General features: G+C 47.9%; 16 protein-coding genes. 5 read left to right on the forward strand and 11 right to left on the reverse strand.

Going from position 1 to position 12676, the window contains the following annotated elements:
- The 3 genes from nhaC to MY7_RS09805 all read right to left on the reverse strand — a co-directional run bounded on the left by nhaC (position 1) and on the right by MY7_RS09805 (position 4003).
- Entirely contained in the window at positions 1-1407 is a 1407-nt protein-coding gene (nhaC, locus tag MY7_RS09795; RefSeq protein WP_007612350.1) for a Na+/H+ antiporter NhaC, read from the reverse strand.
- 141 nt (positions 1408-1548) lie between these two features.
- The gene (aspA, locus tag MY7_RS09800; protein WP_003153322.1) at positions 1549-2976 is read right to left on the reverse strand and encodes an aspartate ammonia-lyase; all 1428 of its coding nucleotides are present in this window, start codon (positions 2974-2976) and stop codon (positions 1549-1551) included.
- Positions 2977-3013: 37 nt separating this feature from the next.
- Positions 3014-4003, reverse strand: coding sequence for a type I asparaginase (locus MY7_RS09805; protein ID WP_003153321.1), 990 nt, complete (start codon positions 4001-4003; stop codon positions 3014-3016).
- Between the two features lie 176 nt (positions 4004-4179).
- On the opposite strand from MY7_RS09805, the gene MY7_RS09810 reads away from it, so the two are divergent.
- Entirely contained in the window at positions 4180-4533 is a 354-nt protein-coding gene (locus MY7_RS09810) for a helix-turn-helix domain-containing protein (RefSeq protein WP_003153320.1), read from the forward strand.
- A gap of 11 nt (positions 4534-4544) precedes the next feature.
- On the opposite strand, the gene MY7_RS09815 is transcribed toward MY7_RS09810, so the two are convergent.
- Positions 4545-5708, reverse strand: coding sequence for a TIGR00375 family protein (locus tag MY7_RS09815; protein ID WP_029326120.1), 1164 nt, complete (start codon positions 5706-5708; stop codon positions 4545-4547).
- The gene (locus MY7_RS09820; RefSeq protein WP_003153317.1) at positions 5708-6262 is read right to left on the reverse strand and encodes an NUDIX hydrolase; all 555 of its coding nucleotides are present in this window, start codon (positions 6260-6262) and stop codon (positions 5708-5710) included. Before MY7_RS09820 ends, MY7_RS09815 begins: the two co-directional genes overlap by 1 nt.
- A 78-nt stretch (positions 6263-6340) precedes the next feature.
- Between MY7_RS09820 and mciZ the strand changes: the two genes are divergently transcribed.
- A complete protein-coding gene (gene mciZ / locus MY7_RS09825) occupies positions 6341-6463 on the forward strand; it encodes a Z-ring formation inhibitor MciZ (RefSeq protein ID WP_003153315.1) in 123 nt (40 codons plus the stop codon).
- A gap of 62 nt (positions 6464-6525) precedes the next feature.
- Complete coding sequence (locus tag MY7_RS09830; protein WP_007612367.1) at positions 6526-7446, forward strand: aldo/keto reductase; 921 nt, start codon at positions 6526-6528, stop codon at positions 7444-7446.
- A 32-nt stretch (positions 7447-7478) separates the two neighbouring features.
- On the opposite strand, the gene MY7_RS09835 is transcribed toward MY7_RS09830, so the two are convergent.
- Positions 7479-7703, reverse strand: coding sequence for a YqkE family protein (locus tag MY7_RS09835; RefSeq protein WP_029326119.1), 225 nt, complete (start codon positions 7701-7703; stop codon positions 7479-7481).
- Between the two features lie 122 nt (positions 7704-7825).
- Between MY7_RS09835 and MY7_RS09840 the strand changes: the two genes are divergently transcribed.
- On the forward strand, positions 7826-8740 hold the full coding sequence (locus MY7_RS09840) for an alpha/beta hydrolase (RefSeq protein WP_029326118.1): 915 nt from the start codon (positions 7826-7828) through the stop codon (positions 8738-8740).
- Between the two features lie 39 nt (positions 8741-8779).
- Here MY7_RS09840 and MY7_RS09845 read toward each other — a convergent pair whose 3' ends face one another.
- From MY7_RS09845 to MY7_RS09865, 5 genes are all read right to left on the reverse strand, one after another.
- Positions 8780-9019, reverse strand: a complete 240-nt coding sequence (locus MY7_RS09845; protein ID WP_003153307.1) for a DUF2552 family protein — start codon at positions 9017-9019, stop codon at positions 8780-8782.
- A complete protein-coding gene (locus MY7_RS09850; RefSeq protein ID WP_014305346.1) occupies positions 8994-9356 on the reverse strand; it encodes an iron-sulfur cluster biosynthesis family protein in 363 nt (120 codons plus the stop codon). The genes MY7_RS09845 and MY7_RS09850 overlap by 26 nt, the downstream gene beginning before the upstream one ends.
- A gap of 71 nt (positions 9357-9427) precedes the next feature.
- Positions 9428-10396 carry a GNAT family N-acetyltransferase gene (locus MY7_RS09855; RefSeq protein ID WP_007612372.1) on the reverse strand — a complete coding sequence of 323 codons (969 nt, stop codon included), beginning with the start codon at positions 10394-10396 and terminating at the stop codon, positions 9428-9430.
- Positions 10393-10737 carry an antibiotic biosynthesis monooxygenase family protein gene (locus tag MY7_RS09860; protein WP_017418080.1) on the reverse strand — a complete coding sequence of 115 codons (345 nt, stop codon included), beginning with the start codon at positions 10735-10737 and terminating at the stop codon, positions 10393-10395. The genes MY7_RS09855 and MY7_RS09860 overlap by 4 nt, the downstream gene beginning before the upstream one ends.
- An 11-nt stretch (positions 10738-10748) precedes the next feature.
- On the reverse strand, positions 10749-11219 hold the full coding sequence (locus MY7_RS09865) for a GNAT family N-acetyltransferase (protein WP_007612374.1): 471 nt from the start codon (positions 11217-11219) through the stop codon (positions 10749-10751).
- A 215-nt stretch (positions 11220-11434) separates the two neighbouring features.
- On the opposite strand from MY7_RS09865, the gene MY7_RS09870 reads away from it, so the two are divergent.
- Positions 11435-12661, forward strand: coding sequence for a DNA polymerase IV (locus tag MY7_RS09870; RefSeq protein WP_029326117.1), 1227 nt, complete (start codon positions 11435-11437; stop codon positions 12659-12661).
- Positions 12662-12676: the final 15 nt, after the last annotated feature.

A 12676-nucleotide genomic window follows, 5' to 3' on the forward strand; every position in this document is an offset into this window, starting at 1 on the left:
CTAACCCAATTTTTGAGATTGCAAGGATTTTTCTTTCGTGTACCAAATGAATTTCCCCGTGTATCCGTACAATATTGCCAGTCCGATAGATACAAAACTGAGCCACATGAACGGCAGATAAGAAAATGTGGATACGCCGAGAATGCCGGCCATATAGATGCCGTTATCAGACCACGGCACCATCCCTGAAGTAAGCGTGCCGCCCACCTCTGCGTTCCGGGATAAAACTCTTCTGTCAAGTTTCAGTTTATCATAACTGTTCTCCATGATTTTCGGCGTCAGAATCAATGACACGTACATCGCACAGCCGAAAATGTTTCCTAAAAGGGCGACGATCAATGTCGAAAGCGTTACATTTCCCGGTGTGGTCAGCTTTTTCTCAAAAGTTGAGACAATCACTTTTAATACGCCGAGCTTCTCAAGAATTCCTCCAAAACCAAGACCGAACAGGATAACGACTAACGTATCCAGCATACCGGTAATGCCTCCGCGGTTTAACAGGCCGTTTAAAAATTCGACGTCCGTTTTAATAGAAAAACCATTATAAGCAGTCGCGATGGCACTGGCAAAATTCATGCCCTGAAAGACGGAAGCCCAGATTGCGCCAAGCAAAGCACCGATGATAATAACGGGCATAGACGGCTTTTTCAAAATCAGAAGGACAACGACGACAACAGCCGGAATGAGCATCCATATATGAATGTCAAACGTTTTCTGCAATGAAGATTTTAAAAATTCCACTTTGTCGAGATCAATATTTTTTCCGCCGTATATAAATCCCGTTACGGTAAATAGAATGGCCGTAATAATATAGGACGGAATTGACAGATACATCATCGCTCTGACGTGTGACAGCACATCCACCTTAGAAAGCGTGGAGGCAAGCACCGTACTGTCAGACAGCGGTGAAAGCTTGTCTCCGAAGTAAGCGCCGGACAAAACGGCTCCCGCTACGATCGGAAGCGGTATACCCATTCCCTCTCCGATGGCAATCATGGCGATTCCCGCGGTTCCCACGGTTCCCCACGACGTTCCGGTCGCAACGGACATAACGGAACAAATAACCAGTGTAGCCAGAAGGAAAACATGAGGATTAATAAACTCTAAACCATAATAAATTAACGTCGGCACAACGCCGCCGGCAATCCATGTCCCGATGAGCGCACCGACCGAAACAAGAATCAACACCGCTTCAAGACCGTTTGATATCCCGGTGACAATCGAATCCTGCAAGTCTTTATATGAATATCCCAGCCTGACTCCGAGAATAATAGCGAAAAACCAGGATATTAATAGAGCTAGCTGGATCGGCAGGTCTAAAAACACTGTGAACGATAAGACAAGTGCTAAAAACCCGAATAATAAGATAATAATTTCCAATAAATTCGGCAATCTGACCTCTTTCATAAGAAAATCCCCCTAGAAGAAAAAAGCTAAAACGCTTTCATCAAATGATATAACAAATTATACTATACTGCCTCATCCCTTTGTATGGCAACCGCCTATTCACTAAAAAACGTGAAAAGGCGGCTGTTGTTGCTTTAAAATTTATTTTTCTAATAGATCTTTTCCGGCAATCCCCGGTTTTGTCATTTCATACGGATTCAAAATGATATCCAATTCTTCTTCTGTCAGTACATCATTTTGAAGGCAAAGATCTCTTACAGATTGCCCCGTCATGATTGCTTCACGGGCAATTCGCGCAGCCGCTTCATACCCGAGGTGCGGATTGACCGCTGTAATGACGCCGACGCTTTTTTCCACGTATTGCTTCAGACGTTTTTCGTTGGCTTCAATTCCCGCCAGACAATGATCGGTAAATGAACGGAACCCATTATTCATGATGCTGATGGATTGAAGCAGGTTAAATACGAGTACCGGCTCCATTACGTTAAGCTCCAGCTGGCCCGCTTCTGAAGCGAGGCAGATCGTATTGTCATTCCCGATGACCTGGAAGGCGATTTGGTTGATCAGCTCTGCCATTACAGGGTTGACTTTCCCAGGCATAATGGATGATCCCGGCTGACGGGCGGGCAGTGAAATTTCCGCAAGTCCCGCGCGCGGACCTGAAGCCATTAAGCGCAGATCGTTGGCGATTTTAGACATGTTCATCATGCATACTTTCAACGCGGCTGAAACTTCCGTATACGCATCAGTGTTTTGTGTGGCGTCAACCAAATGGCCGGCGCCGACAAGCGGCAGTCCGCTGATGTCAGCCAGGTGCTTCACAACCTGTTCTATGTAGCGCGGATCGGCGTTAAGTCCCGTACCTACGGCCGTTGCCCCCATGTTTACTTCATACAGATGCTGGCGGGATTGTTTAATTCGCTTTATGTCACGCTCAAGCACGCGGCTGTATGCTTCAAATTCCTGTCCGAGACGGATCGGCACAGCGTCCTGAAGGTGTGTGCGCCCCATTTTAATGACAGAATCAAATTGTTTCGCTTTATCTTTAAAGACACTGAGCATATGCGCCATCGTATCAAGGAGCTTATCCAAAAGTTTCAAGGTTGAAATATGGATTGCCGTCGGGAACACGTCGTTCGTCGATTGTGACATGTTGACGTGTGTGTTCGGGCTGAGGTGAATGTATTCACCTTTTTTATGGCCCATGATTTCAAGAGCTCTGTTGCCGATTACTTCGTTGGCATTCATGTTCATGGACGTTCCGGCTCCCCCTTGGATCGGATCGACGATAAATTGGTCATGCCATTTCCCCTCAAGAATTTCATCTGCGGCCTGTACAATCGCATTTCCGATTCCTTCATACAGCCGTTTTACATCCATGTTGGCAAGCGCCGCCGCTTTTTTGACGATGGCGAGCGCATTAATCATTTCTTCGTGGATGCGGTAGCCGGTAATCGGAAAGTTTTCTTTCGCGCGCAGCGTTTGTATTCCGTAATACACATCAGCTTCAATTTGTTTTTCTCCGAGGAAATCTTTTTCCTGACGATATTCTTTTTGCGCGTTTGTCATGCTAAAACCCTACTTTCTCTTTGTGGTAGTCATGTTTTTACAGTACAACGTCGTCTGCGATCGGTGTCTCCATAATGTTTTTGACTTCAGCCAAGTTGTGAGACTGGCCGAGCGCCCACATTAATTTCGGCACGATGGCTTCCGTGTTCATATTTCTGGAGCGGATAATGAGATCTTGATTGACTCTTCGGCCGACTTCATAGACGCTCATGTCCTCTCCTTCTTCAAGACATTGTGTCGTAATGACGACGACAATGCCGCTTTCAATCATTTCATTGACTTTGGCGAGAATGTCTCTTCCTTCAAACGGCACGCCGCCGCTGCCGTAGCTTTCAATGACGATTCCTTTGTACATGCCCTTTAATGCGTCAAACATTTCCGGTTTCAGCCCCGGGTGGAGCTTGAGCAGGCACACGTCCGTGCAAAGTGAAGTATTGACCGTAAAAGCATCGTCTTTTGGCATGTGCACTTGTTTGTTGTATTCAATTCCGTTTTCGGTAATAAACGCGATATACGGATAGTTAATGCTCTCAAATGCATCATAGCTTTTCGTTCTCAATTTAATGGCGCGTGTGCCTTGAATGACTCTGCCGTCAAATACGACGTATACGCCGCCCACCCCTTCACATGCGAAGCGGATCGCGTCCGTGATATTTTTTTTGGCATCGGTTTTTTGAAATGTAATCGGGATTTGCGAACCCGTAATGACGATCGGTTTATCAGCATGCTGAAGCATATAAGACAGTGCCGCTGATGTATAAGCCATTGTGTCTGTTCCGTGCGTAATGACGAACCCGTCATAAGCGTCGTATTTTTCTTTGACAGCATTTGCGATTTCGGCCCAGTATTCAGGCTGCATATTTGTGCTGTCGATGTTCATTAACGAATGGGTTTCCATCGTGTAATCGTTATCAAGTTTTGATACGTAGGTTAACAATTCGTCTGCTTTCACCCCGGGTGCAAGCCCGTTTTCTCCTTCGACTGAGGCGATTGTTCCTCCGGTTGTTAACAGCAATAATTTTTTCATACCCTGCACCTCTTCATCCATTTCTCAAGATGTGTTAAGCATTCGCTTTTCGCATACTTTTAATCAAATTATAGACAGACGAATGAAATTAATCAAGTGATTATTATTCAATTCGCGTACACTTTTGCATATCGATATGATATAATTTGCTCAAGTGAAAAGGAGCGGTTTTGAATATGAATTTAGATCGTTTAACTGAACTGAGAAAAAAGAAAAATTGGTCTCTTCAATATACGGCTGACCGTCTCGGCATCGCCAAAAGCACGTACGCCGGGTATGAATCAGGATACCGGCGTCCGTCATTCGAGGCGCTGGGCACGCTTGCCGATCTGTTTGACACGACGTGCGACGATTTACTGGGGCGCACTGAAAAAAAGGCGGAGCCGTTTACCCAGACCATCGAATTAACAAACGCCGCACAAGGCCGCGGCACACTGACCGTTGACGGACAGCCGCTGAATCAGGATGAAATCATCGAATTGATTGCGTTTGTCCGCACGAAAAAGAAGGTGCAGGAGGAGCTCCGCTAAAAAACCGGCTTTTACGGCTTGATTCTGCCGTACGTCCCTCCGCCCCCGGCCTCAAGGACAAGCTGCCCGGTGCGCGCTTTATGAATGACAGCCGCTATTTTAGGCTGGACGACACGCGCCAATTCCTCTTCTTGCGCCTGATGAAGAATCGCCATCTCCGTTCCGAAAGCCCGCTTCAGTTTTTCTAACGTTTTCGGCCCGACCCCGGGAATGAACTGCAGCGGGATTTGATGAATATACGGCGGCCGCGGCACGCGGCTTTTTTTCGGTCCGCTCAGTTCCTCCAGCCGTTCACTGACCCCTTTTGTCATTGTTTTCCCCCCGCACTCCGGACAGGCGGAAGCTCCTTTTTCAACCGGGCTGCCGCATCGGTCGCAAGCCGTCCGGTAATACTTCCCGAGCTTCGGATTCAGCCCGTAATTCGCCGTGATTTTTCTTCCGTCCTTCCCTTTTAAAGCCAGCGAAAATTCCGTGAAATTCGCTTCTTTAAGAAGCATTTCATTATATTCTCTGCCGATTTTTCCTAAGGAATGCGCATCAGAATTTGTTAAAAATGTATACGGATCAAGTTCTGTTACCCGCGAAGCCATGTCGGTGTCGCAGCTTAATCCGAGTTCCGCCGCATCAATGAGCGCCGGGTCGAAAACTTCTGTCAAAGAAGATATGACCCCTTTTCCGTACAGGCTTTTATGCGGGGTGAACATATGGGCGGGAATAAACAGGCCGCCCAATTCCTTTGTTTTCCTTTGAAGATTCAAACCGGTTTCATAAATGCGCTGGGAACTGAGATGGATATTTTTAAGCCTTTTTGCGAGCCACTCAGAAAACATCTTCATTTCGGCAAGAGACGGCATAAAGACGAGAACGTGAATCGGCCCGCGGCATGTGTGATCATAGATTTCAAGCTCACTGCCCAACAGAAGCGTCGTATTCCGATACCGGATGCCGCCTTCTTTCAGCTCACGGTATCCGCCTTCATCAATTCCGCGCTCGATTTCTTCTATGACTTCCGGGGAATGGCAGTCGATGATGCCCAATAGTTCAATTCCCTTCCCCTCACTGGCTTCTTCTAAAATCCGGTGCAGCGTCAACGTTTTGGCCCCGGTGATTTTGACCGGTTTTCCCGTATAGGTGCGGCCGATATGAATATGCAGATCCGCATAGATGGTTTTCATCATTTTTCCTTCAGCGCTTCTTTCAGCTGGAGATACTGAATCGCGTACGCCGTTTTTGCGTCATACACCCTGCGGGATTCAATCAGCTTCACGGCCTCTTCAAGCGTGACCTGCATGACTTCGACAAATTCATCCTCATCCAGCTCTCGTTTTTCTTCCAGCGGCGAAAGCCCTTCCGCAAGAAAGAGATGCACGATTTCATCAGCAAACCCGGGTGATGTATAAAAAGCGGTGATTTTCGTCAAGGTTTCCGCCGTATATCCCGTTTCTTCCTCGAGCTCTCTTAACGCCGTATGTTCCGGCTCTTCCCCCTTTTCAAGCTTCCCGGCCGGAATTTCAACGATTGTCCGTTCCAGCGGCTTTCTGAACTGGTTCACCAAAATGATTTTTCCTTCCTCAGTCACCGCAAGTACGGCCACCGCTCCCGGATGTTTGACGATTTCCCGCTTGCTTGTTTTTCCGTTCGGGAGCTCTACATCCTCTAAGTAAAGATCTATGACTTTCCCGTCATACAGCTTTTTTTTCGCAAGTGTTTTTTCTTCTAAATGTTTCATCATGTCATCTCCCATTCTGTCTCTCTATTATGCCTCATATATTTTATCATACATGCATGAGAGGGAGGTGCTTTTCGATTGAAGGTGTACCGGAAGGATAAGAGTATCGTATTGGTCGGAAAGGCGTGGGAAGTGCGGGCTAAACTGAAAGAATACGGACGGACATTCCGCTATGTCGGAGATTGGATCACCGGGCCTTAACAGTTGAAAACTTCGCGCCTTTATATTACGGTCAATAAAAGACTATAAAAAGGAGCGAAACGATGAGAAAACGCACACTGGGACATTCTGATTTAGAAATAAGCGAAATCGGGCTCGGCTGTATGTCGCTGGGCACGGATAAAGCTAAAGCGCTGTCTATTTTGGATGAAGCGATCGAGCTTGGAATCAATTATTTAGATACCGCTGATCTTTATGATTTCGGCAGAAATGAGGAAATTGTCGGGGAGGCCGTCAAAAACCGCAGGCACGACATCATTTTAGCCACGAAAGCCGGAAACCGCTGGAATGATGATAAAGACGGCTGGCATTGGGACGCTTCCAAAGGATACATAAAAGAAGCGGTCAAAAACAGCCTGCGCCGGCTGAAAACGGACTATATCGACCTTTATCAGCTGCATGGCGGCACGATGGAAGATCATATTGACGAAACGATCGAAGCTTTTGAGGACTTAAAACAGGAAGGTGTCATCCGGTATTACGGCATTTCCTCGATTCGTCCGAATGTTATTAAAGAATATGTGAAAAAATCAAATATCACTAGCGTTATGATGCAATACAGCCTGCTGGACCGGCGTCCCGAGGAGTGGCTCCCCCTTTTAGAGGAGAACGGAATCAGCGTAGTCGCAAGAGGGCCTGTCGCTAAAGGGCTTCTTACGGAAAAACCGCTTGATCAAGCGGCCGCAAGCGTAAAAGAGAACGGCTATTTAACATATTCTTTTGCAGAACTGGCAGAAACCAAAAAAGCGATCAGCGCTGCCGCACCTGACTTGAGCATGACGGAGCTTTCTCTTCAATACTTGCTGTCACAGCCGGCCGTCGCTTCTGTCATCACCGGAGCCAGCTCACTTGAGCAGCTGAGAGAAAACTGTTCGGCTGCAGAGGCCCGTCGTTTAAGCAGCCAGGAAATCAAAGCCCTGCAATACCATACAAAACGGGACATATACGAAGCCCATCGTTCTTAAACAATAAAACCGGCACCTTTTCAGATGCCGGTTTATTTATATTTATGCCAATCGAGACTGCTTTCATTCAGCAGCTCTTCAAAGCTTTTATGTTTTTCTTCTTCTTTTCGTTTTCTGATTTGTTCCGCCTTTTGCTGCGCCTGTTTTTTCTCGTCTTCTTCCTTCAGCTCACTTTTCATTTGCAAAAGCCTGGCCTTCAGATCTTCCTCCAGATCGTCTTTTAAGCTGTGTTTTTCTTTAGGCAGCTGCTTTTTCATCATTACGCCCCCCGTATCTGAATATGGTGAAGCAAGTGTACCACGGAGCGCCGGAGGCCGGCAACGTTCACGGTCCTGAAAAGCCGGAGGAAGGATTTTTCATATTAAAGGAGGGTGCCTGTGTGAAAAAATGGCTGGCGGTGTTCGGTTCGGCTTGCGCAGTCTTTTTGGCTGCCGGATTCGCTTTTACGAATCTGATTATGTTTATGAAGAAAAAGACGGATGAAGATATCATGAAAAAAGAAACGGCGGACGGGCATGACAGATTTGATTCCTTCCAGGCCATGGAAAAAGAAGAGGCCGTCATCCTGTCACGCCACGGGTATGAGATCAAAGGCTTTTACGTCGCCCCGCATCATACGGCAAACTCCATGATTATTTGTCACGGCGTTACCGTAAATTCGTTCAATTCATTGAAATACATGGATTTATTTTTAGATTTAGGCTGGAATGTGCTCGTATATGACCACCGCGGGCACGGAAAAAGCGGCGGCAGAACGACGAGCTACGGCTATTTTGAAAAAGATGATTTGGAAGAAGCCGTGAATTGGGTGAGACACAAAACCGGAGACGTCGGTCAAATCGGCATACACGGCGAATCGATGGGAGCGGTGAGGGCCTTATTATACGCGGGCGGGCATCAGGATGAAAACGGCGCTGATTTTTATATTGCGGACTGTCCGTTCGCAAGCTTTCGCGATCAGCTCGCCTACAGACTGAAGCGGGAGTTCCGGCTGCCTCCGTGGCCGCTTCTGCCTTTGGCTGATTTCTTTTTGCGGATGAGAGAAGGATACCGTATCCGTGATGTATCGCCTCTATCGGTTATCAGCCGAATCCGGCAGCCCGTGCTGTTTATTCACAGTAAGGAAGATGATTATATACCTTCCGCTTCTTCCGAATTGCTGCACCGCAGAAAACGCGGCCCTAAGATGTTCTATCTGGCCGAATCGGGCGGGCATGCCATGTCGTACACCAAAAATCCGGAGAGCTACCGTAAAGCCGTTCAAACCTTTTTAGATACCATGACGCAAACGTAAAAAAGCGAAAGAACGTATGCTGGTTCTTTCGCTTTCCCGTCATAAAACGTCGGTAATCCCGTCCATATTTTCTCCGATCCAGTCAATGGCGAGGTCGATTGTCGTAAACTCCTGCGCTTTGAAGGTCATCTCATCCTGAAGCAGCCAGACATCCTTCTGAACGGATTCTGCGCCTCCAATAGACCAGTGCAGCAGACTGTACGGGTGGTTGTTGTTCAGAAAGGATACCCACGTTTTATGCTGTGCCGTCTGTTTAATGGCTTTCAGCTTTTGATTCACTTTCCGTTTCTCCCTGCTTTACTAATATGCTCATTCTCGGGCTCAGCATCTCTGCCGGGCTTTTTAAGACGAGCGTTTTTGCCTTTTCATTGTAATCGATTGTCATTTCCTCGTCAAAAAACACTTTTTGTGAGGTCTGGATGTAAAGCGGAAGTCCGTTGGTTTCAATGGCTTCGCATTGTCCCGTTAATTCGTCCGCCAGCCAGATGGTCGGCACGCCGCTCACCGCGCACCCGCAACCTTCTGCGTCATAGCGGAGCTGCGCTTTTTTCCCCGGGTTGGCGTCCATCGCCTGCTGAAGTGTGTGTTTCGCCGCATCCGTCACATGTATTTGCATAGATGATCCTCCGTTTTTCATTTTCGCCATTGTAGCATACCGAGCCGCTGTATGCATTGTTTCTGCTTTCTTTACAACAGCCCGCTCTCCCAGTCCTTTGCCTCTTGTTCTGCCGCCTTGATCCAGTCATTTTTCCCTTCACTATACTTTGCCATATCGTATGGGTATGTCTCAGCGAGGTGCTGTTTCAGTTCCATGTATTGAGCCGCTTTTTCAGGCTTTGCGGTGAGGTAATCCCGGAACAGCAGATGACGCTTCACGTCCGGATGGCCTGTTTCGTATATGTGGACGTGGTGTGTGCGCTTGCTGCCGCCTTTTTGAAAGAAACGCCGGCCCTCTATCCCATTTTCCCCTTTCGCCTCATAGCCGAGTGCTTCCAGCTGCGGACTGAATCGGTCAGCGTCCGAAATATCTTTGACCTCCGCCAGTATATCGATGACGGGTTTGGCGGCCATCTGCGGGATGGAGGTGCTGCCGATGTGGCTGACAGAATGAAGTGCTGGGCCGAAGATTCGGATCAAGTCCGTCTTCTCTCTTTCAAACATTTCTTTCCATTCCGGCTTGTACGGAACAACTTCCGCTTTCCTCTTCGGATAAAGATGAAAAAACGAGAGGGTCAGCCCTTCCGGCGTCTCTATCTGTCCGGCTTCCGTGAACCCGGTTTTTAAATAGAGAGAGACTGCCGGAACGTTTTGGCTGGCGGTAGCCGCCTCTATTTTTTGGGCGTCCCGGTTCTCGTCTATCACAAATTGAAGAAGCGCCCGTCCGATTCCTTTCCGAAAGCCTGAAGGATGCACCGTCAGCCTGCATATGACAAGGTCATATCCCTTTTTTTCATACGAAATGACGCCTGCAAGCTGATCTTTTTCCTTGAAACCGGCAAACGTCTCCCGTGACCGCTGTATATCATCAGGTGTTTCATGCAGGGCGGGAATGCCGAAAAAGCCGATCAGCTCTGCTTCTTTTTGATAAGAGCAGCGCTGAACCGCCGCAATTTCCCGCGCGGTCTGTTCTTGTGTATGCTGTAAAAATGTAATCAATCTTCCGCCCCTTTTGACGCAAACATCCGCTGTGACTCCGTCTTCGTAATGCGGACCGCGTACGCTTCATACCAGGCGCTTTTTCCTTTTTGTTTTGCCGCCTGGTGATCAGTATGATCTTTCCACCTTTTAATCGCCTCCAGGCTGTCCCAGTAGGAAACCGTGATGCCGCAGCCGTTTTCCTCCCGAACGCTTTCCGCGCCTAAAAAGCCCGGCTGTCCGCCTGCCAAATTCATCATGCGCTCTGCCGTATGTTCATATTCCTTATCATATTTTCCCTTTATTGATGAAAAAATGACCGCATAATAGGGCGGTTTGGGCGTGTCAGCTAAAAAACCCATATTCATCCCCCTCATATGTATTTCACAAACAGAATCCGGTCTTCTCCCGGACCGTCATAATTCGCAAAAACAGGGATTCCGTTTACGGTTTTGGTTCCTTTTTCAACTTCAAAGCCTAATTTTGTATGATAAGCGATTGATACTTTATTGACAGGTGCCGTCACGCAATTGACTTTTGTGCAGCCCCTTTTCTTCACCGTCTCCATAAATCGGTCGTAGAGCTGTTTTCCAATTTGCATTTTTCTGAAATCCGGATGCACACCCGAAAAATGAATGTAGGCTGTCTCAGGGTCTGATTGTGACTGAAAACCGATTAAAAAACCGGTCATTCCCTCCGGCCCGTACGTGATAAAGCTTGTGTCCTGAAAATGTTCAAAAAACAAGCGCGGCAGTTTGTCTTTCATCTGCCTGCCGCCCCACCATTCATTCAAAACAGACGTAACCATTTCATAGTCTTCAGAGGTAATTGTTCGAATATCCATTATCGATTGACTCTCCTTTTCGTCCGGCAAAATGAATGTCAGCTCTTCTCATTGGAATATAAAAAATTATATGTGGGTTGTTTGCAATTGTAAATGATTTCTTTTCAAGCAAACGAATCAGCACGTCTTCCAGCCGGGGAATGATTTACCAGTATAAACGTGATCATTGTTCGGGTACAATGAAAAACAGAACAAACGTTCCCGGAGGTTTTTTTATGGCTGATATTCTTCTTGTTGATATGCAATCGTTTTATGCGTCTGTGGAAAAAGCGGAAGCGCCTCATCTCAAAAGCCGGCCCGTGATTGTCTCGGGAGATCCCGAAAGACGCAGCGGCGTCGTGCTTGCGGCTTGTCCGCTCGCCAAACGATACGGCGTAAAAAATGCCGAACGGCTGTGGGAAGCGCAGGCCAAATGTCCCGACGCCGTTATTGTCCGTCCGCGGATGCAGCGGTATATTGATGTATCCGTCATGATTACCGAACTGTTTGAACGGTATACCGATCTTGTAGAACCCTACTCCATCGATGAGCAGTTTCTCGACGTGACCGGAAGCAGGCGGCTGTTCGGTGATCCTTTTACAATTGCCAGAAGCATTCAACAAGCGATTATGCGTGAATTCGGAATTTATGCCCGTGTCGGCATCGGGCCGAATAAGGCGCTCGCGAAAATGGCTTGCGACCATTTTGCCAAAAAAAACGCATCCGGCATTCACAGATTGGATATGTCAAATATCAGGCAGGATCTGTGGCCGCTGCCGGTCGGAAAATTATTCGGCATCGGAAAACGGATGGAGCATCATTTAAGACGGATGGGCATCAGCACAATCGGCGGGCTTGCCGGGCACCCAGCCGAACTGCTGAAAAAACGCTGGGGCATTAACGGCGAATTGCTTCAGCGGACAGCCCGCGGCATCGATCCCTCTCCGGTCACCGTCAACACGCACAGCCGGCAAAAAGCGATCGGCCATAACATGACCCTCCCGAAAGACTACAGCCGCTTTGAGGATATCAAAGTCGTGCTGCTGGAGTTAAGCGAAGAAGTGGCCCGCCGCGCCCGTTTCAAACAATACATCGGCCATACGGTTTCGGTCAGCATCAGAGGCGCTGATTTTGAATTCCCTTCAGGTTTTCACAGACAGAGAAAGCTGATCTCTCCGACTAATTTCGGAATGGATATTTTTAAAGCGGCGGTCAAGCTCTTCAAAGAGCATTGGAACGGTGAGCCCGTCCGCAGCGCCGGCGTCTCCCTTTCCCAGCTGGAGCCTTGTGATTATGTTCAGCTGAGCCTGTTCGATGCTCAGGAAAAAAAGATCAGTCTCGGCAAAGTATTGGATGATATTCATGAGCGGTACGGCCCTGCGTCGCTCCTCCATGCCGCTTCACTGACAGAGGCCGGCCAAGCCTTTCACCGGGCTGAAAAAATCGGCGGGCACTACAAATAATTTGAGGTGATATAC

It is taken from the genome of Bacillus sp. 5B6, assembly GCF_000259405.1.
In the GTDB taxonomy this organism is placed as follows: Bacteria; Bacillota; Bacilli; order Bacillales; family Bacillaceae; genus Bacillus; species Bacillus velezensis.

Excerpts from the sequence above, each read along its gene's own strand:
- nhaC (WP_007612350.1), bottom strand. The coding sequence starts at position 1,407 with ATGAAAGAGGTCAGATTGCCGAATTTATTGGAAATTATTATCTTATTA.
- aspA (WP_003153322.1), bottom strand. The coding sequence starts at position 2,976 with ATGACAAACGCGCAAAAAGAATATCGTCAGGAAAAAGATTTCCTCGGA.
- MY7_RS09805 (WP_003153321.1), bottom strand. The coding sequence starts at position 4,003 with ATGAAAAAATTATTGCTGTTAACAACCGGAGGAACAATCGCCTCAGTC.
- MY7_RS09810 (WP_003153320.1), top strand. The coding sequence starts at position 4,180 with ATGAATTTAGATCGTTTAACTGAACTGAGAAAAAAGAAAAATTGGTCT.
- MY7_RS09815 (WP_029326120.1), bottom strand. The coding sequence starts at position 5,708 with ATGAAAACCATCTATGCGGATCTGCATATTCATATCGGCCGCACCTAT.
- MY7_RS09820 (WP_003153317.1), bottom strand. The coding sequence starts at position 6,262 with ATGAAACATTTAGAAGAAAAAACACTTGCGAAAAAAAAGCTGTATGAC.
- MY7_RS09830 (WP_007612367.1), top strand. The coding sequence starts at position 6,526 with ATGAGAAAACGCACACTGGGACATTCTGATTTAGAAATAAGCGAAATC.
- MY7_RS09835 (WP_029326119.1), bottom strand. The coding sequence starts at position 7,703 with ATGAAAAAGCAGCTGCCTAAAGAAAAACACAGCTTAAAAGACGATCTG.
- MY7_RS09850 (WP_014305346.1), bottom strand. The coding sequence starts at position 9,356 with ATGCAAATACATGTGACGGATGCGGCGAAACACACACTTCAGCAGGCG.
- MY7_RS09860 (WP_017418080.1), bottom strand. The coding sequence starts at position 10,737 with ATGGGTTTTTTAGCTGACACGCCCAAACCGCCCTATTATGCGGTCATT.
- MY7_RS09865 (WP_007612374.1), bottom strand. The coding sequence starts at position 11,219 with ATGGATATTCGAACAATTACCTCTGAAGACTATGAAATGGTTACGTCT.
- MY7_RS09870 (WP_029326117.1), top strand. The coding sequence starts at position 11,435 with ATGGCTGATATTCTTCTTGTTGATATGCAATCGTTTTATGCGTCTGTG.